The sequence below is a fragment of the Aquimarina spinulae genome (genome assembly GCF_943373825.1).
In the GTDB taxonomy this organism is placed as follows: domain Bacteria; phylum Bacteroidota; class Bacteroidia; order Flavobacteriales; family Flavobacteriaceae; genus Aquimarina; species Aquimarina spinulae.
Window position 1 is genome coordinate 3,833,260 of the sequence record NZ_CALSBP010000002.1, and the last position, 25,557, is coordinate 3,858,816.

Genomic DNA, 25,557 nt, shown 5'->3' on the forward strand with positions numbered 1-25,557 from the left:
TTTATTTAGACTAGTTAAACACAAATTTTAAAAATTAAAACTTATGCCTGTTTATAATTTAAAAATTAATGGTCAATCTCATAGTGTCGAGGCTGATCAGGATACTCCTCTTTTATGGATATTAAGAGATCACCTTGATATGGTTGGTACCAAATTTGGCTGTGGTATAGGTCAATGTGGTGCATGTACCATACATGTAGATGGTTCTGCTAACAGAAGCTGCTTACTTCAGGTTTCTATGGTAGAAAATGCAGAAATTACTACGATCGAAGGCTTATCTGAAGATGCTTCACATCCTGTTCAACAAGCCTGGAAAGAAGTAGATGTACCACAATGCGGATACTGCCAGGCGGGGCAAATGATGTCTGCCGCTGCTTTCTTAAAACAAAATGCAAACCCAAATAAATCAGAGATCAGGGATGCAATGAGCGGTAATATATGTAGATGCGCATCTTACAACAGAATAGAAGAAGCTGTAGAAGTTGCTGCCAGTAAAATGAGTTAACCCATTTAAATTTTAAACGTATGAAAAATAATGCATCACCTTCATTCGGTAGAAGGTCATTTATAAAAACATCGGCATTGGCTGGTGGCGGAATGTTAATTGGGTTTAATTTATTTCAGGCATGTAAACCTGAAGCAACACCACCTGTTGATATACCTATTGATATTTCTCAATTAAACTTTAATGATTTTAATGCCTTTATCAAAATAGCCGATAACGGTATGGTAACTATCTTCTCCCCAAATCCAGAAATAGGCCAGGGGGTTAAGACATCTATGCCTATGCTTATTGCAGAAGAACTTGATGTATCATGGGATAATGTTCATGTAGCACAAGGAGCATTGGATACCAAAAATTTTACACGACAAGTAGCCGGAGGAAGCCAATCGTTAAGGCAAGGGTGGGAACCACTACGCCAAACGGGAGCTACAGCCAGACAGATGTTAGTTAATGCAGCAGCAGCCAAATGGGGAGTAGATGCTTCAGAATGTAAAACGGAAAATGGAGTAATTATAAATGCCAATGGCGATAAACTTGGATACGGAGAAGTCGTTAAAGAAGCGGCAGCCCTTGAAGTACCAGAAAATATAACATTAAAAGATCCTAAAGATTTTAAAATCATAGGAAAAGATATTCCTAATGTAGATGTGGATAAGATTATTACCGGAAAGTCTCTTTACGGAATGGATTATAAAGAAGATGGAATGGTATATGCTTCGGTATTAAGACCTCCTGCTTTTGGTAAAATGTTGATTGATTTTGATGATACTGCTGTTAGAGCAATTTCGGGAGTTCATGATGTGGTCAAGTTTGGAAATAAAATTGCAGTCTTAGCAAAAGATACCTGGACCGCAATGAAAGGAAAAAAAGCATTGAAAGCGAATTGGACTTCAGGTTCAAAATTAGAAAACACAGAAGATCATGATAAAATATTGAAGGACCTTCTTAATGGTAAAGAATTTAATACGCTGCGTGCCGATGGAGATGTTAAAAAAGCATTTGCTCAGGCAGATCAGGTGATCGAGAGAACTTATGAGTCTCCATTCTTACCTCATAATTGTATGGAGCCCATGAATTTCTTTGCAGATGTTACTCCAGAAAAAATTCGTTTGGTCGGCCCTATACAAACACCAGCAGGTACAGCACGTAGAGTTGCTAATTTGTTAGAGCGCGATCCAGAAGATGTTTCTGTAGAAATGACCAGAATGGGAGGAGGTTTTGGAAGACGACTCTATGGTGATTTTGCTTTGGAAGCAGCAGAAATATCAAAAATTGCCCAAAAACCTGTCAAAGTAGTATACTCTAGAGAAGATGATATGTCTGCAGGGATATATCGTCCGGCAATAAAATATAAAATCAGTGCATCAATTAAAGATGGTAAAATTAGTGGATATCATCTTAAGGAAGCTTCTGTAAATTCGAATATGTATGGGTTGATTCCTAACTTTTTCCCGGCAGGAGCTATTGAAAATTATCAGGTAGATGTTGCTAATTATAATAGTGAAATTACAACAGGAGCGTGGAGAGCCCCGTATACTAATTTCTTATCTTTTGCAGAACAAAGCTTCTTTGATGAATTGGCCGAACTATTAGAAATTGATCGTATTCAACTTCGTTTGGACTTACTACAGAAAGTAAAAGGAACTACAGATGATAGAATCCAGTATTCACCAGAACGATTAGAGAAAGTAATACAAGTAGCTGTAGATAAATCAGGATGGGGAAAAGCAAAAGAAGGAACTTATCAGGGGTTTAGTGCATATTATTGCCATAATACTCATGTAGCAGAGGTAGCAGATGTAGTATTAGAGAATGATGTACCTGTGGTAAAAAAAGTTACTTGTGTTGTTGATTGCGGAATTGTAGTGAACCCACTCGGAGCCAAAAACCAGATCGAGGGAGGAGTTATTGATGGTGTAGGCCATGCGATGTATGGTGATTTTTCATTTAAAGATGGAGTGCCGCAAGACAAGAATTTTAACACCTATCGTTTAATTCGTATTAATGAAACTCCTGTGGTCGAAACACATTTTATAGAAAGTGATATTGCCCCAACAGGACTAGGAGAACCCACATTACCTCCTGCAGGAGCAGCTGTAGCAAATGCAATTAAGGCAGCAAAAGGAATACGATTGTATAAGCAACCTTTTATTAAAAATATGAACTCCAAAGCGCCATTGGGATAGTACGCTTATGACACACGAATTCAAAGAAATAATAGAATCTTATCATAAAGCCAAACAGCAGGGAATACCTGCTGTTATGGCTACAGTAGTAGATGTAGAAGGGTCTTCTTATAGAAGACCAGGAGTGGGTATGCTCATTCTTCAAAATGGAAAAATGACAGGTGCTGTAAGTGGGGGATGTGTTGAAAAAGAAGTGTTACGACAAGCACAATCTGTTTTCGTTTCCGGAGAATCCAAAATGATGACCTACGATGGTAAATATAGGCTGGGATGCGAAGGACTATTGTATATTTTGATTGAAACTTTTGATATTAGTACTATTGAGATTACGACAATACAAAGACACTTAAAATCGAGAGTACCGTTTGAAATTAAATCATGGTACTCAAAAACAGAACAAGAAATCTCTACTATGGGATCTATTGTTCAATTTAAAGGAGATCAGGCATTTTGTTTTTCGCAAGATACCAGGCCAGATGATTGTTTAGAGAGTTTTGTGAGGGAAATGCAACCTTGTTTCAGATTAATAATTATTGGTACCGAGCACGATGCAGCGCAGTTATGTAAACTGGCATCAGCTACTGGTTGGGAAGTAGATATCGTAGGTTCGCCACAACATTCTAAAAAACTAGAAGATTTTCCGGGAGCTAAAGAGATAATTCATAGTGCTCCAGAAGATTTGAATATAGATCATATAGATGATCAGACAGCTATCATTCTAATGTCTCATAATTTTGCTAAAGATTTATTATATCTTCAGGCGTTAAAAGAAACCAGCCCGGTGTATATCGGATTATTGGGACCCGCGCAGCGTAGAGAAAAGCTATTGTCTGCTTTTATAGAGTATTTTCCCGAGGTTACCGATAGATTTCTCGATGCTATTCATGGTCCTGCCGGTTTAAATCTAGGGGCAGAAACTCCTCAGGAAATTGCAATTTCTATAATTGCTGAAATATTGTCTGTGATCAGAGGTCAAAACCCGATACCATTACAGGAGAAGAAAGGAGCGATTCATGATGATCCCAAAAGGAAAAAAATAAATGCCATTCCCACCAAAACCTAAAATAGCACAACTTATCCTTGCAGCAGGTTCTTCTAGTAGAATGGGAGAACCAAAACAGGTGTTGCCATGGCGTAATACTACATTAATTGGTCACGCTATAGAGAGGGCACTACTAATAAAAGAAACCTCAATCTATGTGGTTTTGGGAGCGCATTACGAGACCGTATATAAAGAGATTTGTCATTTTCCTGTTACCATACTCAGAAATGCAGAATGGCAATCGGGAATGGGTTCTACAATACGTTCTGGAATTAAGGCTATACAACAAGACAAATTGTCGTATGACGGAGTGCTAATTTCACTGGTAGATCAACCACTATTAGAGACAATTCATTTTAATGCATTAATCACTCAATTTAGTAAAGAACCAGGTGTTATTACTGCTACAGATTTAGGTTCTGGCGTTGGGGTTCCTGCAATTATCCCATCTCAATATTTCTGCGAATTAGTGCAATTACAGGCAGATTTTGGTGCACGATACATTGTTAAAAAGCATATAGATCATATACATACAGTTGATGCTCTCGATAAAGGAGTAGATATTGATACGATAGCACAATATCATGCTATGATAAAAAGCAATTTTTCTTCTTAAAAAAGCAAAAGGAGTTTCTGTGTAACTTCGTTTTTATAAATCATAAGATGTATCTTTGGCCTAAATTTTGATCTGATACATGTTACTATGAAAGACCCTGAAGAATTTTATAAAAAATTAAAAGAGCAGTTGGCAGATACATCACTATGGCCAACTTCATATTTATATAAATTTATTGTACCTACAAATACAGAAAAAATTGAACAAATCGAATCAATTTTTGATAACCTGGGTGCGGTAATTCAGACAAAACAATCTAAAAATGGTAAATATACTAGTGTATCTATCAATGTTAGAATGAAAAATCCAGATCAGGTGATTGCTAAATATAAAGAAGTTGCCGAAAAAGTAGAGGGAGTAATTTCATTATAGTATTTAGGTTGTACCAGATATCGTAAAGAGGTAAAACAGCCAATTTATAGGTGAGCATAAAAGTTGAGATGACTTTATTACCTGTTTTCTTTGTTAAATACCATTGATTAATAAATAAAATATAGTATTGACAGTAGCTTACTTATTTTATTTTAGTATTTTGCGAAACGAATTATAGAATAGTCCAAAAAGTAATCAATTGTCAAACTGAATCTAAAGAGGTTATACATAATTACTTATAAATAGTTTTCAAGAACTTATATTCACAACAACTTACATATTGATTTTTTAGGCTATCTCTACACAATTTTCACATACATTTTATGGATATATATAATATAGAATACAATACCGAGCGCGAAAAGCTCATTATCCCAGAATATGGTCGTCATATGCAGAAAATGATAAACCATACGGTTACTATCGAAGATCGTGAAGAACGTAATAAGGTTGCAAAGTCGATTATAGCAGTAATGGGTAATCTGCAGCCGCATTTACGAGATGTGCCTGAGTTTCAGCATAAATTATGGGATCAGCTGTTTATAATGAGTGATTTTAAATTAGATGTAGATACTCCTTTTCCTGTATTGACTAAAGAAAAATTACAGGAAAGACCAGAACCTCTTGAATATCCCCAAAATTTCCCAAAATATCGTTTTTACGGAAACAATATTAAACGAATGATAGATGTTGCAAATGGTTGGGAAGATGGCGATTTAAAAAATGCACTTACTTTAACAATTGCAAATCATATGAAAAAATGCTATCTGAACTGGAATAAAGATACGGTAGAGGATAGTGCGATATTTAACCATCTTTTTGAACTAAGTGATGGTAAAATAGATCTTAAAGGAAGTAATGAAAATCTTACAGATTCTTCAAATTTAATGAGAGGAAAAAAGAAAAAACATACGACAACAAATAGTAATAATAGCGGTAAAAAGAATTACCGAAACAATCGTGGTAAAAAACGCTATTAAAATTAATCAACTACCAATTACTAACCGCTAACGACTAACGATTACATGGGTACTTTTCAGATAGAAGGAGGGCATCAGCTCAAAGGGGAAATTACACCTCAGGGCGCCAAAAATGAAGCCTTACAAATTCTTTGCGCAGTATTATTAACACCAGAAGAAGTTATAATTTCTAATATTCCTGATATACGAGATGTAAATAAATTAATAGACATTCTCAGAAATTTAGGAGTGAAAATTCAAAAATTAGAAAAAGGGAAATACTCTTTTAAGAGTGATGAACTTAATTTAGAGTACCTGGAGAGTGAACAGTTTAAGAAAGAAGGAAGTGGTCTTAGAGGCTCTATTATGATTGTTGGACCTTTGTTAGCAAGGTATGGTAAAGGATATATTCCTCGTCCGGGAGGTGATAAAATAGGAAGAAGACGTTTGGATACCCACTTTGAAGGGTTTATTAACCTTGGGGCAGAATTTAGATATAATAAGGAAGAACGTTTTTATGGTGTAGAGGCACCAGAAGGTTTAACAGGTACCTATATGTTACTTGATGAAGCTTCGGTAACCGGTACTGCAAATATTGTAATGGCAGCTGTACTTGCTAAAGGCACAACTACAATTTATAATGCAGCTTGTGAACCTTATTTACAGCAGTTATGTAAGATGCTTAATGCTATGGGAGCAAAAATCTCTGGCGTGGGCTCTAATTTGTTAGTGATTGATGGGGTTAAAGCTTTAGGTGGATGTGAACACCGTGTACTACCCGATATGATCGAGATTGGATCATGGATAGGACTAGCTGCTATGACAAAAAGTGAAATTACTATTAAAAATGTAAGTTGGGAAAACCTGGGATTGATCCCAAATACGTTTAGAAAATTAGGGATTACCCTGGAGCGGGTAGGAGATGATATTTATATCCCTGCACATACGAATGGATACCAGATCGAAAGTTATATTGATGGTTCATTTATGACCATTGCTGATGCTCCATGGCCTGGATTTACCCCCGATTTATTGAGTATCGTTTTGGTTATAGCTACTCAAGCCAGAGGAGAAGTAATGGTGCACCAAAAGATGTTCGAGAGTCGTTTATTCTTTGTAGATAAGCTTATTGATATGGGAGCAAAAATTATTTTATGTGATCCACATAGAGCTACAATTATAGGCCATGATTTTCAATCTACATTAAAAGCAACTACAATGGTATCTCCCGATATTAGAGCCGGAATATCATTATTAATCGCAGCATTAAGTGCCAAGGGAACATCAACTATTCATAATATCGAACAAATTGATCGTGGATATGAAAACATTGATGAACGCCTTAGAGCAATAGGAGCTAAGATTATTAGGGTTAAGGCGTAATAGATACATATTTTTGCCGCAAGAGATTAGATAACTAGCTGCAGGCCTTTCAATCATATGCCATCACTTATGGTTTAAAAGATTGCGTAAAGGCCAAAAAAGAGTTTTGGTATTTTTAATTTCTTTGAATTGTATTTTAGAAATGTATTGTTTTTAATGCTAAGAATTAGACCGTTGTTTGAGATACTTTGGTGTATGGAATAGTAAAATAGAATGTAGATCCTTTACCTTTTTTACTTTCTAGCCAAATTTTTCCTGTTAGCATTTCGACATAAGCTTTGGCAATAGATAATCCAATACCTGCACCTTCTAGCGCATAACGATCTTCGAGATCTGCCTGTACAAATCGTTCAAAAATAGCTTTCTGACGATCTTTTGCGATCCCCATACCAGTATCTTTTACATAAAATTGAAGAATATCTTTATCTTTTAGATATCCAAATTCAATTCCTCCTTCATTCGTGTACTTAATAGCATTTTTTATTAAGTTAGAAAGGATTGCATTAAATTTTTCTTTGTCGGTTTTGATGATTGCATCTTCTGTCGACAAATCATTTGATAATGATAGTACAATATCCTTTTTATCTGTTTGCGGTTTAAAGAGGTCAAATAAATACTTGGTTTGTTTGTTGATATCAACCTCTTCGATATTGACTTTAACCTGATCTGCGGCTATTCTGGAGATATCGATAATATCCCTGATAATATTAAGCATGCGTGCTCCACTTTCTTTAATAAGATCCAGGTACAGTTGTTGTTCGTCACCAGTAAGTTTTGGTTCGTTTAAGAGTTCTGCAAGACCAAGAATACCATTCATTGGAGTTCTTATTTCGTGGCTCATATTGGCAAGAAAAGCAGATTTAAGGCGATCACTTTCTTCAGCTTTTTCCTTTAATCGACTTAATTCAATTTCGTATAACTTAATATCTGTGATATCTGTTAGAGTACCAACATACCCAATAATTTGATGTTTATCATTATACTCGGGTATAGCACGACCTAATACCCAGGTTACCGTACCATCGGGTTTAAGAAATCGGTATTCGGCATCAGAGGTTTCTTTTTTACCTGTAGCTGCATACCATCCTTGTTTTAGTTTTCTTCTATCCTCTGGGTGTACTGCATTAAGCCATCCGTCATTTAGGGCTTCTTCTTGTGATAGTCCCGAGATAGAACACCATTTTGGATTAACAAATATGGTTTTTCCATCGCTTTGAGTCATAAATACACCTACTGGTATCAGATTGGTTAATGTTTGATATCTGCCTTTGGTAAATTGAGCTGCTTTTTCGGCAACTTCATATTTTTGTTTGTACGTTAGAGAATGAAAAATATCTTTAAAAGTAAGATAGTTTACATGGTAGGTTTCTTTTTCAAAATACTTTAGATATAACGTAAATATAACACTATAAAAAATAGCCATAGATCCCTTTGATAATAATCCTGATAACAAGAGTTTTGGTATGTTTTCAAAATACCAAAACGAACCTAGTGTAAAAAAGATAGCATCAAAACTAAGTACTAATACCATAGTAAACATTACTCTAAGTAATAAGCTAGAAGTATGTTTTGAAATAAATTCGTATAAAAATATGATCAATATTGCATCCAGATAAAGTACTCCTGTTCCTACAAATAGTACCAGTACATTTGTGTAGAAGAAATCTGTAGAGATTTCGAAAGGATTATAGCTATATGCTCCTTCCATATTCATTCTAAAAGCGAGTAAAAGAAAGCATAATACAATATTGGCTATAACTAATGCGTAAATTAATTTTCGAGCTGTAGTTGCATCTTCTTTGATGTATATTAGAAGTATGGCAAAAAGTGTAGCAGAAAATAAAACAGATGAACCTGGAGAAACCACGATAGCATCAGATATTTTGAAATAAAGTGTACTGGCCATAAAAACCTGTACAAACTGAAACAATCCCAAAGAAGCGAATAGCACTCCTAAACCTATTATCGTTCGCAAACGAAATAGTAGTAATATTAGGAAGGCAACAACAAATCCTTGAAAAAGAAAAATTAAGATTTGATAGAAAATTAGTGTGTCCATAAGAGTCTAATGCTACATTTAATAGGCGTTTTTAGATTCTTTGGTTAACCTATTTGTGTATAGCATATAATTTTTAAGCCCCTTAAAGCTACGAACAATTGTTAAAACATTAGATATATAATCCCTTAAAAAACGATTTTTAATTAGTAATTATTACTTGTGATTACGCAAAAAAAAGGAGTTTAGATGTGTATTATATTGATTTACAGTTTGTTTTTACTTCAGTTACGTTTATTTTGATTTTTTTTAAATGAGAAGATATGCTTATAAAGTACTCAAAATAGAATTTAGGTTATGGTATAGATAAAAAAAACCTGTCATTTTTGACAGGTTGTAGTGCTTTAAAAAATTAAGTAGTATATATTAAATTACTTTTACATTTACTGCGTTTAATCCTTTTTTGCCTTCTTGCAAATCAAATTCTACTGCATCACCTTCTCGAATTTCATCGATTAGTCCAGAGATGTGTACGAAATGTTCTTTGTTAGAATCTTCTTCAGTGATAAATCCAAATCCTTTGGCATCGTTGAAAAATTTTACTGTTCCTTTATTCATTGTTAAAATTTAAATTAGTTAATAAAAATCAAAGATAACGCCAAATATCTAAATGATCATCATCAAGATGTTTTTTACTTTACTTGTTAACACAAATTTTAAGTGTTTATTGCTAATATAGGTATAAAATTGTTAATTTATCAATTATTGGTGATTCCTATAGTAGGTATAATTATGAAATATAGATGATTAGATATTATATAATTACTTAAAAATATAGTTTTTGTAATTCTAATGTATAATCATATTGTAAATCTTCGTGCAGTACTGTAATCTTCTTTTTGATAGCCGATGTTTCGCGATGATAGATGTTTTTGAGAACCGTATTGTTTTGTATAGAAGGAGTGAAGTTTTTTAACTTTTTGCAAAAATAAAGAAGTAATTCTATTTCGGTTTCTTTGTTTTTCGAATATCGAATATATTTCTTTATCGTACGCAAAATTTTTCGAATACTTTTTTTAATATAATAATATGATGCGGTGTTGATGATTTCGAATTGTTCATCAATTTCTCTCTGTATGCTTATGATATATTCTTCTTCATGAGTCGATTCGAATAATAAATAGGTAAGTAATTCTTTGTTTTCTTTTTTAAATCGGGATAGACGAAGACATAATTCTATAAGCTCCTGATGCGAACGATCTGTTAATTCGGTTTTTAGTTCTTTTACGGTAGCAGTTTTCATCTATACGTAGTGCTTGTTTTATGGTGATACATTTCCTGTATGCAATTTAAATAAAACAATAGTTTCTAGCCCGCTAACTCATTTTTAACTTATAATAATGGTATATCGATACTTTGCTCCTTTTATACCAGTGTGACTTCATGTTTTTGTGCTTTTTTTGATAACTGTTTGATATGTATGCTGTTGGTGTATAAGGCTTTCCGAAGTTATTAACATAGTTATTAACAATAAAAGTAGGTTTTTACGTGTTAATTATTAATTAAAGTGAATAAATAATGTATTATAACAGATTTATTTTAGTTTTAAACAAATTATTAACAATAAATCAACAAATAATTTGGTTTATTGTTAATAACTTATTATATTACAGGTAATTAACCTTAAATCACACAATCATGAATCATTTTTATTCCACTTTTGGGTTGAATTTTAAGAGTATTGTAAATTTTTTAAGAGAACTCCCTAAGGCTTCTAGTTATGCAATTCGTAAGTAATAGAGATATAACAAATTTTGGGCATTTGTTTTTTAAATCTATGAGAGGGATTATTTTTTGGTAATCCCTTTTTTTATGTTTATTGCTGAAATGTATATATAAGAGGTAAGGTAAGAAGATGGTTACTTAGAGCTCTCTTAAGTAATAGTATGCGTCTTTGATAGAATACACTTCTAATAGGTTTACATTAGATTATCCTCTTTTATCACTAGATTATATGCTTTTAATCTAAGATCAAAACTAATCTATGAACTCACCCTATTTTAAATTTAACTAAAAATAGGATGAGTATGTTTACATAGAACTATCCGTAAACCGGGTAACATTTCCATCCATGGTTCATAAGAAAGTCTGCATTTTTAACATCCTGTTCCAAAGTCCTTCCATTAACAGTTTTTTCACAAGTCCAACTTGTAGGATCAAGGGTTAAACTCATGTTTCCGGCATTAATAGCCGATAGGTTAGATAATTTAAATTTTCTGAGATCTTTAAGAGTACTTTTCATAATATGATTTAAAAGTTAAACATACTTCTAAAGTATAGTTATTAAACGACCTTATTGAGGGCGTTTTATAAGTGTAGAGGAAATTTGGATAAGTGATTTAACTAAATTTATAAGTGAGAGAAACATGATTTTGGAATGGAAACTATTTTAATTTAATAAACCCTGTGGAAAACGAAAAGAATATAAAATAATCCTATTGTATCTTAGAGTTATGATAAAAAAATGGCTGGCATATCGATTCTTCAAATGGAGGACGAAAAAGAATAATCTGTGTATTGGTAACCTTATAAAATTATTAACCCCAGAAAGTAAGTGTTGTCATAAGTGTGGAAGGAAAGTTTATAATTGGTAGATTTACTTGGGGAAAAATTAAACATTATTTTATTATGAATCTTGGTTTCAAGGAATCAATAGATGCTCAAGTCTTTAAAAAGATATTAAACTGTTTCTTCCTAAAAACCAAGCACAGTAAGTGTGATATCTTTAAATTAGTTTATTGAAATATTAAGGTACTAGCTCTTAAGTTCCTTTCTCCAGAATATATGCGATTACCGCTTTGATAAGAATATATTTTGTTGTTTAGATGTGCATAGTAAATGCCATTCATCATTACTGTACTTCCCCATTTTCTTTTTTTATTTCTTCCAAATAATTTCATCCCATTAATCGTAAATAACGTTTTAATATTTTTTTTTGGTTCGTTATTTTATATTATTCTTTTTCATAAGTTAAGATCAGAAGTCCATCATCAAAAGCTTCTTTTTCGATCAACCTCCATTTTTTGTTTGTTATAGAATTACCAAATAAACGAATTCCATCTCCAATAATTATTGGGTTAAGTTTTAATTTAAGCTGATCAATCAAATCATTATCCAAAAGCCAGCCTGCAAAGTCTCCACCACCACATAGATAAATATCTGTTTTAGAGTTTGCTTTAATTTCCTTTACTCGATGAATTGATTTTTTTTCAATATGAACAGAGTTTGCCAGGTTTTCAATTTTCATTGAATCCGAAAAAATGTAATGTTCCATATTTGGATAGGCAGCTTGCCCCGGCTGAAGCCCATATTGAAAACCAAACTCATACGTTCTTCTTCCCATTATTACAGTTTCAAATTTTAAAAGCTCGGCCTGATATTTTTCAACTCCCTTCCCTTGAAGTATGAATTGACTTATGTCGTCGTTCTTGCCTGCAATAAATCCGTCGAGAGAACTTGCTACGTAATAAACAATTTTTTGCATATGATTTTATATTTTTAGAATTTCTACATTAATCACAACAGTATAAGTAAGTATCGAAGTAGCGCAAATTGTTACCTTGCTTTTTGGTTTTTCTCACATTGATTGCTAACTTTTTTATCATAAGTATTATCTTTTACCAAAAAGATAAGAGTCGTTTGATTTATACTTAGTTGTTATGAATATATATAATGGTATTATGTTTTTTTATTTTTCCTTTTCACTGTTTTTATAAGACTATAATCGCAAGCTCCATTCTCTAAATATTCAATTTTATGTTCAGATAGTAGTCGAACAATTATTTCTCTGGTTTTTTTTTCATCAAAACCGAGTTTTTCACCAAGGTCGATTTCGTTTAATCGGCCATTGTTTTCAATTAATGCGTTATAATATTTTTCTTTATTTTCCATACGTTGTTTGTTTTTTTACGGCTATCATCATATGCGGACTAAAAGGCAAAAGATAGCTGTCGTTTTCTGTAATCTGCATAAGTTCTAATAATGTTTCTTTCTTTTTGTCATTCAACATATTCGTGAAATAATTTTTGTCTAACCAGGCCATTCCTTCAACCGCATAAGTAGTAAGATACGTTAATTCTTGACTTATAAATTCGTTTTTAAGCTGTTCTGGTTTATGATAATATGCTTCTGCCAAAAGCCAGGGGAAATCATCTGGCGGATTGTGTATTCCATTTGTCAATTCATCTTTACACATTTCAAAAAATGTTTTTTTTATGAATAAGCCCATTTAAAAGACCTACCAGGGTAGATGCGGTATAATTAATGGCAAAACCCAAAATGATTCCGTTATTCTTCAAAACACGTTTCGCTTCTCGAATACTTAGCGCTCTATCTTCTTTTTTTTGAAGATGATACAAAGGGCCATGCAGCAGTATGAGATCGGCAAAATTATTAGGAAATTCGAGTTTTCGAGATTCTCCCCAATGAACAGAAAATCTGTTTTTTAATTTATCGGCCCTCTTTTGCGCTATTTTTATATGTTTGGGAATAGGCTCGACCAAATGTACCTGGTGTCCTTTGTTGGCAAGCCATTCTGAATATTTCCCTGTTCCCCCGCCAATGTCAATTATGTTTAAAGGTGAGCTTGAAATATATTTTTCTATGAGCGATTTGATTCTCTCAAATTCAAAAACACCCATTCCTTTGTTAAGCCTAGTCTCTTCAGAAGCTGTATTATAAAATAGTTCTATATTTCTGCTTATTAACTGTTTACTATTCATTTTTAATCATTGTATTATCATCACATTTCGAAATGCAAAATGCATTACAAAGTGATAAAGCAATTGATTTTTAATCGATTACTATTGTTGAAATTTGATAAAATAATTGGATATGATTACCTATACATTGTAAAATCCGAGGATTTATAATGCATTAATTTCTCGTTGTATAGAGAATGTCTTTTTAGTTAAGACTCTGGTAATATGTGAAATCAGTATAACAGACTATAAAGATATTAATTCTGAATTAATTTTTTTGTAGTAGTTGGTTTTAATTACTGCTAACGTTTAATATTTGTGTCGTAGCTGGGTAACTGTTACTTTGCTTTTTGATTTTTCTTATGCATAGATTGCTAACTTTTACTCCCAACGAGTACACGTCAATGTTTTAGTTAAGTACTTGCCTTTTTTTCCTATAAAACACATAAGATATGATCAACAAGGCAAGTGGAATAGCTGGGCCAATGGCTTGACCGTCACCAGCATTTAAATGGGCAATTATTGCAAAGACGAGGTCAAGTGCGAATCCCAGGTAGGCTAATGTTTTGATTACCGGGTTTTTGATCAGCCAAATCGCCAATATCCCCAGTATTTTTACTATGGCCAGAGGATATATTATTTCGGTGGGAACACCTAAGCTAGTGAACATTTTACTTACCATCTCGTATTGGACAAAATAGGTGATAGCTCCGGCTAGAAGCATTAAACTAAATAAGGCCGTTGCTACACGGTAGATTATTAAATCTCTTTTTTTCATCTTAAAATTTATTTACTGTTTTGTTTGGCAAATTTAGCTCGATTGCTTTAATTTGGAAAGTAACTATATAAAATATAGTGGTATCCAAAAGTATAGCGATATGAAAAACAAAGAAGGGAAGGATATAAAAATTCCAATGAAGGAGCATTTTGGTAATTACATGGTACCAGTTCGAGATGCACTAGAGGTTTTTAGTGGTAAGTGGAAGATCCCAATTATTTCGGCACTTACTTTTTACGAGACTTGTGGTTTTAAAGAGTTAGAGCGTATTGTAGAAGGGATAACACCAAAAATGTTGTCGAAAGAATTAAAGTTTCTCGAGGAGAATTTATTGATCATCAGAAAGGTAGAAGATACCCGTCCGATTACTGTTACTTACAGCATTACAGAATACGGAAAAACGTGTAAATCTGTGATGAGTGAATTGTATCGTTGGGGTGTAGAACACAGAAAAAAGGTATTTAATATAGAAGGACAAACCTGGGACAAATGCTAGGGAATTAATCACTGAATATACTAAGAACTAACTTACTCAATTGTATACAACAAAAGAATATATGTACCAGTACACATATATTCATTTTGTATTCATTATGCTTATATTTTCGTTTTGCCGTTTGAACCGTTATTAATTATACACTATACCATATTGGCATTCGTTTTATTTCTTCAATTCCATATGTAAAATCGGGTAAGGCTTTCCAGAGGAATCCAATTCAGAGCGACCTATTACGTCAAATCCACAATGTTTATAAAACCCAACTCCTTGTTCATTCTGTTCATTCACGTCAACTTTGGTAACATTTAAATTATTAATTGAATAGTCTAATAATGTCTTGCCAATTTTTTTTCCTCGATATTCAGGATCAATAAATAACATTTCTAAATTCTGCTCGGCAACACCAAGAAAACCAACTATTTTCTTGCCATTGTTTCTTATGCATCTTAATTCAACCGCATCCAAGTATGTATTTAAGATTAGGGGTTTGAAATATTCGATATCTTCTTCTTTTAAAAAGTGATGGGTTGCTCTAACCGAAGACTCCCACACATTTACCACTTCCTGGTATTCTGTTTTATTAATGGTATCTATTTCTTGTCTCATTTCCTTAGTTCTGACTAACAGTAAATTTTTGCTTCAAATCTACTCTAAAATTTTATCTGTTAGCTTAAGAAATTAATAGAGTTTCTTTATGTGGGGAATTACTGCTAATAAAGATGTGTGTGCGTCAGTATATATCTATTTTGTATTCTTTATATTTTCATTTTGGCACTTACTTGCTATGTTTTGTTATATAATGTTATCTACTTTTTTTATTTTGCTATAAATTTATCCACTTTAATTACATCTTCCAGCTGTAATTCCCAAAAGGTAGCTTGAATTTTCTTTTCTTGAAATGGTAAAGTATAATACTCTAAGTCAAAATTCATGTCAAAAATCTTTTCCCAACTCTTCTCAATTAGATTTTTCTCTAGTTTTGATAATTTCTCAAACTCGTCATTACCGCGTCTTTTTTCGTATTCGTTAGCCTCTATTTCAGAGTCGGCTATATAATCTTTATAACTAAGTGGCCAATGCCATAAAATGAAATCTGACAACAAAATATCTTTCTGTTCTTTTTCGATTTCTATTCGATAACCAACGGTTCCGCTTGGTAGATGACCAGATTTCCTTAAATCAGGTTTTCTTTTATTAGAATCAAAATGTTGATACCAAGCCCATACAGGAAATTGATTTGTTTTTTCAGGTTTACCAATCCGATTACTCATTTGGATTTTCATCCATTCATAACCAGATTTGAAATCAGGCTTTACGAACTCCTCTTTTGGTATTAAAAATCCTTTCTTCTGTAATTCGTTCCATCCACTTTCATTTTGTATTGTCCAGAGTTTGATTTTCATTCAGTGAATTGTAGCTAACGTCTCGGCTATGGTTTGTACGGGAATTAAAAGTAGTGAACTTTCGATTAAGCACTTAGCCAAAACTTTTTATTTTGTTTTAATTTTTCATTTTAAAGCCAAATCAAAAGATTTGGCGTACATTCTAAATATAGACAGACCTTCCCTCAAAGACTAAAACCCGTATTAACTATAGCCATTGTTGTACCCAGTTTTTTTTCTTTTTATTATTTCAAATATTCCCAATGTCAGCATTACAATTACTAAACCTTGCAAAAAGAATATTCCAATTCCATACGAAGCAGATTCCATTAGTCCAGTATTCCAATATTCAGTACCGTAATCTCGATGAAAACTTGTAACTATAATTACAAAACGTTCAAAATACATTCCGCTTTTCATTCCGAATGCAACTAATAAGACATACCAAAATTTTGATGCTAATTTTCTTATAAATAAAGTCATAGGTAAAATTAAAGCACCTAAAAACATCATCCAATATGCCCAAGCATAAGGTCCAGTTGCACGATTGATAAAGGCGTGTTCATCCGGATTAACAGCCATTCCGATTAGATAGAAAGTAAAAGTGACTATTGTATAAATAATGATTATCCAACGAATTAAATTCAGAGCTTTTTTCGTTTCAAATCGGTTTTTTAAAGTCAGTTTGACAACCATTAATATAAGAATTATTGGAATCAGGCAATAAATCAGATTCGCATCAACTATTTCAATAATCCTTTTATATAATTCCATTTTTAGTTTTGCTTATGTCGCTCGTCAAATTGGGTACAACAAAGATATAAAGGATATATGTCCTTTATATTTCCTGTATGGTTATTTATAATTAATGTTTTTGATTTGGTTCACTTTCTAGACATAGCTTCCTGTATCGTTTTAAAGAAGGATGAAACTAACCACCAAAATAGTTAACGATTCCATATAGTGAAGCTAAAAATATAATGGCAATCAGTATTATAAAAACCATGCCCCCTTTATATTCTTCCTCCTCCAGTTGTTCTTGTTTCTTTTTCCATTTTCTGGCTACCTGTTTGTTTTGTGACTCATATCTTGTTTTAAGATCTTTATCAAAACTAGAAACATACTCGCTAAATTTCTTATACCCTTCATAGATCTGGTATGTATCGGTATGATTAGAAACTAACTCAATTCGTAAAAATGTATCCAATACGGCATAGCCGCTTTTTCCCCGAAGTTCAGTAAACGTACTTTCACGAGTATTTTCGTGTACCAAAACAATTTCAAAGATATTTTCGATTTTTAAGAAACTCAGAATTAGCTGTACCTTTTCTAAATAACTGCTATTAATAGTAATGGTGGTATCATAATTATAAGATAAGATATCCAAAACGGCTCTATCAATAACTGTTATGGTTTCATCTGGTTGTTGAAACGTATATTTATCGAGTTGATATTCGTGTTTTTTTTGAACAGCTTCCATGTTATAGGTTTTTTATTCCTTTTTTCTCCAATCGAGTGTCAATGTACGTGTATGTATACTATGGGGTTGTTGATAGACATATTGCACCTGACCCACAAAAGTTCCTTCGGGAAACTTCGCCAAAATTAGAGGCACAGTTACCGATTTGATTTCTTTATAATTGTTATCATTCTCTAAGTAGTTTTCGTTAAGCCTAAGTATAACAGAAACATATTTCAAATCTTTATCTTGTTCGAGTTGGTCATAAACACGTACATCAGAAGTTAGGTATGTACCCAGGCTATCTACAAAAAGTTGTTTGGTTTCATTTGCTGCTTGTTCATTCAATGAACTGGCGACATAAGTCACCTGGTTACTTTTTATTCTTGATCTCCAGGCTTCAAGAGGTAGCATCATAAGCATCATCATTCCATAGGCAAGAAGCATTGAAAATGCTATTTGTATGCTATTAATTTTGGGTTGTTTGTGTTCAGGATTAAACGGAACTACTTTTGTTCCTGCTACCAGATCACCGATTCTCCTATTTGGGTTTACCAGGGTAACGATCACTTCTATAAACCAAAAGATACAAAATATATTTCTAATAAAACATCTAATTGGCGAAGCCACTTTACCGCTTGAGTTTTCGACGACTTGAAGTTTTAGGACTCTTTTTGCAATGCTTCGTCCTTGTATGCAATCTTTACAGAAATAAAGAGCAAGGCCAATAAGTGTAATGTAATTAAAACCAAAAATGTCGGTGGTAGTCGGTTCATGACTTATTTCAAAAGCTGTCGAAAACCCTGAAATCATTCCCGGAATAAAAAAGAACATCTGGATAAATACCATTACGATATGGTCAAAAAGCATCGAAACAATTCTTATTCCGGCATTTACTTTCTGTTCTTTTGTCATTTATTTTCTTATTTCAGGAAATGTGGTAATACATAGGCGTACATCATATCGAAAGGCTGCTTGTTTACAATAGGTTTACCATAATTACTTCCTGTAAAAACAATGACCAAATTATCTAGTTCAGGAACGAGCATGATATAGTTCCCTCCGTTTCCGAAAGTGAATTTTAATGTAATTTCCCGATCTTTTATTTTTGCTTTTTCGGTGTACCAATAATAACCGTAGGTAGCAGCGTTTTGCCCTTCCCAGGAATTGCCAGCTGTATTAAAAAAAGAATAATTTTGCGGCAATTCTACCTTTTCACTTAAAATTACGTTGATCATTTTTTCCGAAATCACCTGCTTTCCGTTATACTTTCCTTTATTGATGACCATATGACCTATGGTAAGCATATTTCTTGGTGATATTCTTAGATTACCGGCAGTAAAATACCTCCCCGTCATTTTATTCTTTGCCCATCGATAATGGTTTGTAATATCTAAAGGCTTAAATAAATAGTCTGAAGCAAATTCTGCAATACTAACATGAGATGCATCACTAATTACCGCTCCCATGATCATTGGAGCCGTACCTGTATAAAGCCATTTTTCCTTTGGAGAAAAAGCCATTTTTTGATCAAGGCCATATTTAACCCAGTCTTTTTGGTCAAACATTTTATCTTCACAATCCGGAAATCCCATATCTCCAAAAAACTGCTCGCAACCAATTCCGGTTCGCATGGTCAATAAATCTTCAACGGTTATCAAAGATTTTCTATCGTCCCAATTGTCTAGATTATCTTTGTTGTATTGAGGAAGGTAGGTGAAAATAGGTTCGTCTACTTTCAGGATTCCTTTATCCACGGCGATTCCTGTTAATAGAGCCGTTATTGATTTGGTAGTTGACCGAACATCTTGCAGGCTGTCTTTTCCATAACCGTTAAAGTACTTTTCAAAAAGAAGATTGTCGTTTTGGGAAATAAGAATGGCATTAGTCGCAGGGTATTTTCCGTTTTCTATTTCTGAAAACAATTGTTCAACAGGGTTTTTTTCTTTTGTGGTTTCCTGTTGCTTTTTAACATCAGAATTGCACGAATAGCATAACGAAAAAAACAATAAAAGATAAAGAGGTTGTCTCATAAAACGTATTATTTCGATAATTGGTTACAATGTCTCGTATAAGAAAGATATGACATGTGATAAGCAATATGTTTCGGGTTGATAATAAGCCAAATATAGTATTTTACTTTTATTTTTTTAGAAACGCCAAATTTTGTGTTTGGTGACAGTGTAAATAAACTTGACCTTTCGATTAAGTGCAAAAGCCCTATGTTTTCTTATGCATTATTGGTATTTCGTTTTTATTTCCTTTTTTTAAAAATTGAGGTTGATACTCCAGATTCTATTTTGAATTCAATTTGATCAATTTCACCGGTTGTATTTGCGTGAACATGAAAAATAAATACTTGGGCTTTACTTTCCAAATCTAAATCGACTTGAAAATTGTTAAACCCTTTATGCTCCATTTTGCTTTCAAAATCATGAAACTTGAATAAAAGCTTTTTATTTTTTTCGGAAATACTAATGGTTCCATATATTTTATCCTCATAAGTGCCAATGTATTCATTAAGATCATGTAATAGAGGTATTTCTTTTTTAGTTTTATACTTGTCTTTTTTTGGTTTTTTATATTCTAATGATTCTTCCCATTCATAATTTCTCTCATAATTATCGTCTACAAATATATTTAGAGCGTAATCTGTCATTATAGAAACATAATTAGTCCAAGAATTAGACATAATTGCGATACCAAACTTTTCGGTAATTACGGTTACTTTGGACACGAATCCATCTATGCCGCCGTCTTTTTGTATAAATCTTTGTTCATTGTATGGAGCTGTAAGCCATCCATTAGAATAGCTAACTGACCTACTTGGGTTAAAAGGGGCGTGAGCACCTGTTAAATAATCAAATTGGTTTTCGCTAATGAAATTACTGTTTTCAACCTTGCCTTTGTTTGCCAGCATTTGAATCCATAATGCCATATCGTGAGGTGTCGAGGATATAGACCCTGCTGGCGCAATAACATCAATATTTTGATAATCAACCTCTGTTTTTCCATCTAACTTGTAACCTTTTGATTTTTCTTCATAATCAAAATATTGTTGAAATGAAGTGAAGGAATTATTCATTTTTAAAGGCCTGAAAACTTCTTCATAAACTAAATCATCCCAACTTTTTTTGCTTACGTTCTCTTCAATTATTCCTGCGACTAAATACATGAAATTATTGTAGCTATGTTGTTGTCTAAATGAATATTTTGATTCCATATAAGGAAGCTTCTCTAATATTTCATCTCTTGTAATTGAAGAGTTGTGGTAATATAGCAAATCATACCTTCCTACTCCAGTCATATGAGTAAATAAGTCTTTAATAGTAGCATTTTGAGTGACATATTCGTCTGCTACCTTAAATTCTGGATAATACTTTTTTACAGGTTTATCCCAATCTAATAATCCTTTTTCTATAAGTTTTGATGCTATAAGGCTGGTTATCGGTTTTGTGTTTGAACCTATTGGAAATAAGGTGTTTTTTGTTACTGGTTTTTTATGTTCTACATCCCGAAAACCGAGACCACCTTGATAGATTATTTTTCCATCATAGACAAGAGCTAAACCAACACCAGGAGTATTAGACTTTACTCTTAGAGAATCTGTTAACTTTAAAAAATAATTTAGTTTTTGATCTATTGTTTTTGTTTCTGATTGACTATAGGATAAAAAATTAAAAAAAATTAAAAATATGGGTGTACTAATATGTTTAATAAAGATCATTTTTAGAAATTGATTTTTTTGAATAGAAAAAATTGATTGACTGGCGTATTATATAAAATGTTAATTGTCATTTTTTTGGAGTAGATTTTCGGTATCTACTCCTAATTTTTTAAGCATCATTAGGCTATTCGTATTACTGGGATTAAGTACTGCTGATTTTTTATAGTTAATAATAGCTTCTTCTTTTTCATTGTTCTTCATCAATGCTTCACCATAACTATTATAAACATTCGAAGAAGTAGGAAATACTTCTGTATTTAATTTGAACACTGTAATAGCTTTTTCAATTTCTCTATTTCCTAAATAATAATACCCTAAAGAATTTAATTGATTCTCTCCAAAATCATAATTATCGCTTTTATTTTTCTTTAGTTTCCAATACGTTATTGTAGCTACTTCAATTCCTTCATTTTCTATACTTTTTTTGAGAGGTACAGTAATAGAAGTTTTTTTTAAGGCTGATGTAGAGTCTAATAAATGGATTCCGATATCATCAATATTTACATTATCTTTTGAATTTGTGAGTACAATCACTCCTTTATCTCCATCTTTAATGAAGCCTGCAAATGCTCTATAACCTCCTGTGGCTCCAGTATGAAATACGATTTCTAGCTTATCACGCAACAGAATATGCCACCCTAGACCCACCTTGAGATCACTACGTATATTTGTTGTTTTTCTATGTGACAATTGCATTGCAGGGTACAAGTCACTCTTTATTAACCCCATATTGGCTGCTAAATAATTGATCATATCTGCAGCTGTAGAACGAATAGCCCCCGCACCAGCTAAAGTTGGGATGTCCCAATTTTCCACTTCCTCACCAATACTATTATGTCCAATAGCCAAGTTTTCTTTCATTTTATGTGTAAAGGTAATACGTGTATTTTCTAGTTGTAAAGGATTAGCTATGATTTCTGTCATTAATTCTTCATAGCTCATTTGTCTTTTATTAGCCAATACATGCCCCAATAAACCTTGAGAGTAATTAGAGTATTCATATGTAGAACCAATATCTCTGGTAATTTGATAGTTATCTAAAAAAGTATATAGTTGCTTTTCGGTATAATCGACATACGGATTTGCTGAATTTACCGGGGCAAAGTTACCTGGCATTCCTGGAAGCGAAGAAGTATGATTAGACATTTGGGATAGTTTGATTGATTTCCCATCGTATGTTGGCGCCGTTATTCCATTTGGTAAAAACTTTTGTAAAGGGTCGTCCAAATTTAACTCACCTTTAATTACCATGTCTGCTAATAAAACTCCTGTAAAAGTTTTTGAAATAGAGCCAATTTCAAAAACTGAGTTTTCATTTACGGGCTCATTGGTTTTTAAGGACTTCACACCATAACTATAATAGGTTATTCCTTTAGAAGTAATTACTCCTATAACTATTCCAGTATTAGTGCCGTTTTTTACACGCGATTTAACGTTTTCTTTAACCCCATCTGAAATAGTCTCGTTCTGAGTGAAACATCCAGATAATATAATTTGAAATAGAATTAATAGTGTAATAATTTTTTTTATCATGACTTTCGTTTTCGTTACACTTCAAAAATGTCATATAAATAAAAAAAGAACGTACTACTTTAATGTAAAAGCGTCCTGTTTTACACAAGTTGTTGATTACTAGTGTTTTTTCTGTACTGAGATGGTGTCGAATTGGTGTGTTTTTTAAAAGCAGTATTAAAAGAATTTTTGGAATTAAAGCCTACGTCATACATTACTTCTTGAATAGTTTTCTTTGGTAAAGATGTATTCCCTAAAAGTTCCTTGGCTTTTTCAATTCGATAACCATTGACAAAATCAAAAAAATGTTTACCAATGTGTTGATTAATTAAAATGGATAATTCTCTTGACGGAATACCTAATTGGTGTCCGAGTTTTTGAAGTGTTAAAGATGCATCCAAATATGGTTGCTTTTCTTTCATGAATTCTTGAATATGTGCTATACGCATATCTTCTATGGTATTCACTTTTTCTTTAATAGGAGTTAGATTTGCATCTACACCTTGAAATACTTTTGGTGCCAATAATGCTTTACTAAATAACCAGCAGATAAAAATCAAACCAGAAAGTAACATTATAACTCTTAGGTTGTTTGTTGTGTCAATATTATTATAAGTAAACCTATAAACACTTTTTGATAGCGTTACGAGTGAAATAATAATGTCTATAACTAAGAACTGCGTGATCCAAGTATAGTTCACGAGAGCATTTGAGTTAGAGTAGTTTTGGTTTATAATTTTACGATATCGTATAACTTCATAAACAAGTGCAAAAAAGAGAAAAAAGTAGGTTGTATAACCAATAGAAGTTACAATTAAGGCTTCAGGTTGGTTAAAGTAATTATTTATGAATAGTTCTTGTTGATCTATGTTAACGTTGAAAAAAGATGGATATAGTATTATTAAATTAATGAATAGTGGTAAAAACAGTAAGACATGTTTAATTTTGAGTCTAAAATTATCATATAATATTGAAACTATGTATAGGTAAAGTAAGGGCGCTTTCAAATCAGCTAATACCTGCATGCGAAGCATTTCTATTGAATAGGAAAATGTTATAAATTTAGGATAAAAAAATGCAGTTAAATCTAAAGCAATAACAAGTAAATAAAAGGCAAATAATCCATTGCTTAATTTTTTACTAGTTTTAGTGGTTACCAAATATAAAGCAAAAAACAAGAATAAAAAGACCGAAAAACCACCTAATATTTCAATAAGATTAAACATCATATGTTTGAATATTAAGTTTGTTAGCATAAATTTTTAAAACAGATTCAAATCTTATTTTACAATAGTCTGCTGATATATTTTTTATTTTAAATTCTATCATTTATAAATGTTCTAGAACGTCTGGTATAAGAAACGTAGGGTGGGTGATAAGCGATATGTTTTGGATTGGTCCTAAGCCAAATATAGTATTTTACTTTTATCTTTTTTAGAAACTCCAAATTTTGTATTTGGTGACTTTATAAAAAAAATTGACTTTTTGATTAAGTGCAAAAGTCTTATGCTTTCTAGCATTGTTTGCAATAGTTATTTTTCGCTCAATTGTTCGTTTAATTGCTCAGAAAATAATTTTTCAATGTCTATTTTACTCAAACCATTAAAATATTTAACGTCCTCTTTGGTATATGTACTTGAAAAAATAAACCCTGTACCTTTAATTCTGTAATTTAATACACTATCGAGCTTAATTTTTAAATATCCATCTTGTAATTCTTCCAATTCGATTTTGGTTTCAATACTTGCTTTTCTTTTCGGAATCTGAATTACATAGATGTATTTGTTTTTTTCTTCAGATTCATATAGACCCATTTTGTTTTTGATATTAAGAGAGTCGATTTTTACTATAGTTTCTAAATCTGAATTGAAGTTATAATTTTCTGTTTTCTGAGGAAGAGTGGTAGCTACAAATGAAAAACAAGAAACACCGATCATTATCGATTTTAAAATTCTATTGGGTTTAAGTGTAGTACGAAAATTATTTTTCCAAAAGAGATATGAAATAGGTAAAATTAAAAGAGAAATTAGATCTGAATAGTCTATAGTTCGATCAATTCCAATTCCGAATGAATGAGCAAAGTCAAAAAAAGGTTGCGAAAGTTCCGATTTCCAAAACACGAATAGAATTCCGGAAAAAATGTAAATCAGCTTAACTTTTTTTGGAAAGAAACAACTGAAAAAATAAGGGAAAGCAAATAACCCAGCAAAATCAGATAATTTTCCAGTCAGATAATTGTGGTATTCATATTTTAGGTAGAAGTCATTACAAAGCAGTAGAAAAATTGAAGTAATAAATTCAATCCGATATAAATCTTTTTCTTTAGTCACGATACATTCTTGATAATTATTGCTAACGGTTTTGTACAAGGCACATTGTGA

The 25,557-nt window shown here is 32.4% G+C and carries 27 protein-coding genes; 8 read left to right on the top strand and 19 right to left on the bottom strand.

What is annotated here, in order from left to right; genetic code table 11:
• Positions 1-43: 43 nt before the first annotated feature.
• The 7 genes from NNH57_RS21840 to murA all read left to right on the top strand — a co-directional run bounded on the left by NNH57_RS21840 (position 44) and on the right by murA (position 7,063).
• A complete protein-coding gene (locus tag NNH57_RS21840; RefSeq protein WP_108808795.1) occupies positions 44-505 on the top strand; it encodes a (2Fe-2S)-binding protein in 462 nt (153 codons plus the stop codon).
• A 20-nt stretch (positions 506-525) separates the two neighbouring features.
• Positions 526-2,691, top strand: coding sequence for a xanthine dehydrogenase family protein molybdopterin-binding subunit (locus NNH57_RS21845; protein WP_108808796.1), 2,166 nt, complete (start codon positions 526-528; stop codon positions 2,689-2,691).
• Between the two features lie 7 nt (positions 2,692-2,698).
• Complete coding sequence (locus tag NNH57_RS21850; protein WP_074406610.1) at positions 2,699-3,754, top strand: XdhC family protein; 1,056 nt, start codon at positions 2,699-2,701, stop codon at positions 3,752-3,754.
• Complete coding sequence (locus tag NNH57_RS21855) at positions 3,732-4,349, top strand: nucleotidyltransferase family protein (RefSeq protein ID WP_074406609.1); 618 nt, start codon at positions 3,732-3,734, stop codon at positions 4,347-4,349. Before NNH57_RS21850 ends, NNH57_RS21855 begins: the two co-directional genes overlap by 23 nt.
• An 87-nt stretch (positions 4,350-4,436) precedes the next feature.
• Positions 4,437-4,721, top strand: a complete 285-nt coding sequence (locus NNH57_RS21860) for a DUF493 family protein (protein WP_074406608.1) — start codon at positions 4,437-4,439, stop codon at positions 4,719-4,721.
• 323 nt (positions 4,722-5,044) lie between these two features.
• Entirely contained in the window at positions 5,045-5,701 is a 657-nt protein-coding gene (locus NNH57_RS21865) for a DUF4290 domain-containing protein (RefSeq protein ID WP_074406607.1), read from the top strand.
• Between the two features lie 45 nt (positions 5,702-5,746).
• On the top strand, positions 5,747-7,063 hold the full coding sequence (gene murA, locus NNH57_RS21870; protein WP_074406606.1) for a UDP-N-acetylglucosamine 1-carboxyvinyltransferase: 1,317 nt from the start codon (positions 5,747-5,749) through the stop codon (positions 7,061-7,063).
• A 166-nt stretch (positions 7,064-7,229) separates the two neighbouring features.
• Here the strand turns inward: murA and NNH57_RS21875 are convergent, their stop codons facing one another.
• From NNH57_RS21875 to NNH57_RS21915, 9 genes are all read right to left on the bottom strand, one after another.
• Positions 7,230-9,122, bottom strand: coding sequence for a PAS domain-containing sensor histidine kinase (locus NNH57_RS21875; protein WP_108808797.1), 1,893 nt, complete (start codon positions 9,120-9,122; stop codon positions 7,230-7,232).
• A gap of 363 nt (positions 9,123-9,485) precedes the next feature.
• Complete coding sequence (locus NNH57_RS21880; protein ID WP_024769089.1) at positions 9,486-9,677, bottom strand: cold-shock protein; 192 nt, start codon at positions 9,675-9,677, stop codon at positions 9,486-9,488.
• A 208-nt stretch (positions 9,678-9,885) separates the two neighbouring features.
• Positions 9,886-10,362: a hypothetical protein gene (locus tag NNH57_RS21885; RefSeq protein ID WP_074406604.1), complete on the bottom strand. Its 477-nt coding sequence runs from the start codon at positions 10,360-10,362 to the stop codon at positions 9,886-9,888.
• Positions 10,363-11,160: 798 nt separating this feature from the next.
• Positions 11,161-11,361, bottom strand: a complete 201-nt coding sequence (locus NNH57_RS21890) for a hypothetical protein (protein ID WP_108808798.1) — start codon at positions 11,359-11,361, stop codon at positions 11,161-11,163.
• 711 nt (positions 11,362-12,072) lie between these two features.
• Positions 12,073-12,603, bottom strand: coding sequence for a dihydrofolate reductase family protein (locus NNH57_RS21895; protein WP_108808799.1), 531 nt, complete (start codon positions 12,601-12,603; stop codon positions 12,073-12,075).
• 194 nt (positions 12,604-12,797) lie between these two features.
• A complete protein-coding gene (locus tag NNH57_RS21900; protein WP_108808800.1) occupies positions 12,798-13,010 on the bottom strand; it encodes a hypothetical protein in 213 nt (70 codons plus the stop codon).
• The gene (locus tag NNH57_RS21905) at positions 13,000-13,314 is read right to left on the bottom strand and encodes a hypothetical protein (RefSeq protein WP_254504244.1); all 315 of its coding nucleotides are present in this window, start codon (positions 13,312-13,314) and stop codon (positions 13,000-13,002) included. Before NNH57_RS21905 ends, NNH57_RS21900 begins: the two co-directional genes overlap by 11 nt.
• Position 13,315: 1 nt before the next feature.
• Entirely contained in the window at positions 13,316-13,840 is a 525-nt protein-coding gene (locus tag NNH57_RS21910; RefSeq protein ID WP_254504246.1) for a class I SAM-dependent methyltransferase, read from the bottom strand.
• Between the two features lie 388 nt (positions 13,841-14,228).
• Positions 14,229-14,597, bottom strand: a complete 369-nt coding sequence (locus tag NNH57_RS21915) for a DoxX family protein (RefSeq protein ID WP_108808802.1) — start codon at positions 14,595-14,597, stop codon at positions 14,229-14,231.
• A 100-nt stretch (positions 14,598-14,697) separates the two neighbouring features.
• Between NNH57_RS21915 and NNH57_RS21920 the strand changes: the two genes are divergently transcribed.
• The gene (locus NNH57_RS21920; RefSeq protein ID WP_234423417.1) at positions 14,698-15,093 is read left to right on the top strand and encodes a winged helix-turn-helix transcriptional regulator; all 396 of its coding nucleotides are present in this window, start codon (positions 14,698-14,700) and stop codon (positions 15,091-15,093) included.
• A 165-nt stretch (positions 15,094-15,258) separates the two neighbouring features.
• Here the strand turns inward: NNH57_RS21920 and NNH57_RS21925 are convergent, their stop codons facing one another.
• The 10 genes from NNH57_RS21925 to NNH57_RS21970 form a co-directional block, all read right to left on the bottom strand.
• A complete protein-coding gene (locus tag NNH57_RS21925; protein WP_108808803.1) occupies positions 15,259-15,702 on the bottom strand; it encodes a GNAT family N-acetyltransferase in 444 nt (147 codons plus the stop codon).
• Between the two features lie 209 nt (positions 15,703-15,911).
• Complete coding sequence (locus tag NNH57_RS21930) at positions 15,912-16,499, bottom strand: DUF3841 domain-containing protein (RefSeq protein ID WP_074406597.1); 588 nt, start codon at positions 16,497-16,499, stop codon at positions 15,912-15,914.
• Between the two features lie 183 nt (positions 16,500-16,682).
• Entirely contained in the window at positions 16,683-17,252 is a 570-nt protein-coding gene (locus tag NNH57_RS21935; RefSeq protein WP_074406596.1) for a hypothetical protein, read from the bottom strand.
• 157 nt (positions 17,253-17,409) lie between these two features.
• Positions 17,410-17,958, bottom strand: coding sequence for a hypothetical protein (locus NNH57_RS21940; protein WP_074406595.1), 549 nt, complete (start codon positions 17,956-17,958; stop codon positions 17,410-17,412).
• Between the two features lie 12 nt (positions 17,959-17,970).
• Positions 17,971-18,852 (bottom strand): RDD family protein, encoded by an 882-nt coding sequence (locus NNH57_RS21945; RefSeq protein WP_074406594.1) that lies wholly within the window; start codon positions 18,850-18,852, stop codon positions 17,971-17,973.
• Positions 18,853-18,860: 8 nt separating this feature from the next.
• On the bottom strand, positions 18,861-19,970 hold the full coding sequence (locus tag NNH57_RS21950; protein ID WP_074406593.1) for a serine hydrolase domain-containing protein: 1,110 nt from the start codon (positions 19,968-19,970) through the stop codon (positions 18,861-18,863).
• 221 nt (positions 19,971-20,191) lie between these two features.
• Entirely contained in the window at positions 20,192-21,664 is a 1,473-nt protein-coding gene (locus NNH57_RS21955; RefSeq protein ID WP_074406592.1) for a serine hydrolase, read from the bottom strand.
• Between the two features lie 60 nt (positions 21,665-21,724).
• Entirely contained in the window at positions 21,725-23,197 is a 1,473-nt protein-coding gene (locus NNH57_RS21960; RefSeq protein ID WP_108808804.1) for a serine hydrolase, read from the bottom strand.
• A gap of 80 nt (positions 23,198-23,277) precedes the next feature.
• Positions 23,278-24,402, bottom strand: coding sequence for a helix-turn-helix domain-containing protein (locus tag NNH57_RS21965; RefSeq protein WP_159099303.1), 1,125 nt, complete (start codon positions 24,400-24,402; stop codon positions 23,278-23,280).
• Between the two features lie 306 nt (positions 24,403-24,708).
• Complete coding sequence (locus NNH57_RS21970) at positions 24,709-25,296, bottom strand: hypothetical protein (RefSeq protein WP_132065866.1); 588 nt, start codon at positions 25,294-25,296, stop codon at positions 24,709-24,711.
• Between the last annotated feature and the right edge of the window lie 261 nt (positions 25,297-25,557).

Coding starts and splice junctions, on each gene's coding strand:
- NNH57_RS21840 (WP_108808795.1), top strand. CDS start 44: ATGCCTGTTTATAATTTAAAAATTAATGGTCAATCTCATAGTGTCGAG.
- NNH57_RS21845 (WP_108808796.1), top strand. CDS start 526: ATGAAAAATAATGCATCACCTTCATTCGGTAGAAGGTCATTTATAAAA.
- NNH57_RS21850 (WP_074406610.1), top strand. CDS start 2,699: ATGACACACGAATTCAAAGAAATAATAGAATCTTATCATAAAGCCAAA.
- NNH57_RS21855 (WP_074406609.1), top strand. CDS start 3,732: ATGCCATTCCCACCAAAACCTAAAATAGCACAACTTATCCTTGCAGCA.
- NNH57_RS21860 (WP_074406608.1), top strand. CDS start 4,437: ATGAAAGACCCTGAAGAATTTTATAAAAAATTAAAAGAGCAGTTGGCA.
- NNH57_RS21865 (WP_074406607.1), top strand. CDS start 5,045: ATGGATATATATAATATAGAATACAATACCGAGCGCGAAAAGCTCATT.
- murA (WP_074406606.1), top strand. CDS start 5,747: ATGGGTACTTTTCAGATAGAAGGAGGGCATCAGCTCAAAGGGGAAATT.
- NNH57_RS21875 (WP_108808797.1), bottom strand. CDS start 9,122: ATGGACACACTAATTTTCTATCAAATCTTAATTTTTCTTTTTCAAGGA.
- NNH57_RS21880 (WP_024769089.1), bottom strand. CDS start 9,677: ATGAATAAAGGAACAGTAAAATTTTTCAACGATGCCAAAGGATTTGGA.
- NNH57_RS21885 (WP_074406604.1), bottom strand. CDS start 10,362: ATGAAAACTGCTACCGTAAAAGAACTAAAAACCGAATTAACAGATCGT.
- NNH57_RS21890 (WP_108808798.1), bottom strand. CDS start 11,361: ATGAAAAGTACTCTTAAAGATCTCAGAAAATTTAAATTATCTAACCTA.
- NNH57_RS21895 (WP_108808799.1), bottom strand. CDS start 12,603: ATGCAAAAAATTGTTTATTACGTAGCAAGTTCTCTCGACGGATTTATT.
- NNH57_RS21900 (WP_108808800.1), bottom strand. CDS start 13,010: ATGGAAAATAAAGAAAAATATTATAACGCATTAATTGAAAACAATGGC.
- NNH57_RS21905 (WP_254504244.1), bottom strand. CDS start 13,314: ATGTGTAAAGATGAATTGACAAATGGAATACACAATCCGCCAGATGAT.
- NNH57_RS21910 (WP_254504246.1), bottom strand. CDS start 13,840: ATGAATAGTAAACAGTTAATAAGCAGAAATATAGAACTATTTTATAAT.
- NNH57_RS21915 (WP_108808802.1), bottom strand. CDS start 14,597: ATGAAAAAAAGAGATTTAATAATCTACCGTGTAGCAACGGCCTTATTT.
- NNH57_RS21920 (WP_234423417.1), top strand. CDS start 14,698: ATGAAAAACAAAGAAGGGAAGGATATAAAAATTCCAATGAAGGAGCAT.
- NNH57_RS21925 (WP_108808803.1), bottom strand. CDS start 15,702: ATGAGACAAGAAATAGATACCATTAATAAAACAGAATACCAGGAAGTG.
- NNH57_RS21930 (WP_074406597.1), bottom strand. CDS start 16,499: ATGAAAATCAAACTCTGGACAATACAAAATGAAAGTGGATGGAACGAA.
- NNH57_RS21935 (WP_074406596.1), bottom strand. CDS start 17,252: ATGGAATTATATAAAAGGATTATTGAAATAGTTGATGCGAATCTGATT.
- NNH57_RS21940 (WP_074406595.1), bottom strand. CDS start 17,958: ATGGAAGCTGTTCAAAAAAAACACGAATATCAACTCGATAAATATACG.
- NNH57_RS21945 (WP_074406594.1), bottom strand. CDS start 18,852: ATGACAAAAGAACAGAAAGTAAATGCCGGAATAAGAATTGTTTCGATG.
- NNH57_RS21950 (WP_074406593.1), bottom strand. CDS start 19,970: ATGAGACAACCTCTTTATCTTTTATTGTTTTTTTCGTTATGCTATTCG.
- NNH57_RS21955 (WP_074406592.1), bottom strand. CDS start 21,664: ATGATCTTTATTAAACATATTAGTACACCCATATTTTTAATTTTTTTT.
- NNH57_RS21960 (WP_108808804.1), bottom strand. CDS start 23,197: ATGATAAAAAAAATTATTACACTATTAATTCTATTTCAAATTATATTA.
- NNH57_RS21965 (WP_159099303.1), bottom strand. CDS start 24,402: ATGTTTAATCTTATTGAAATATTAGGTGGTTTTTCGGTCTTTTTATTC.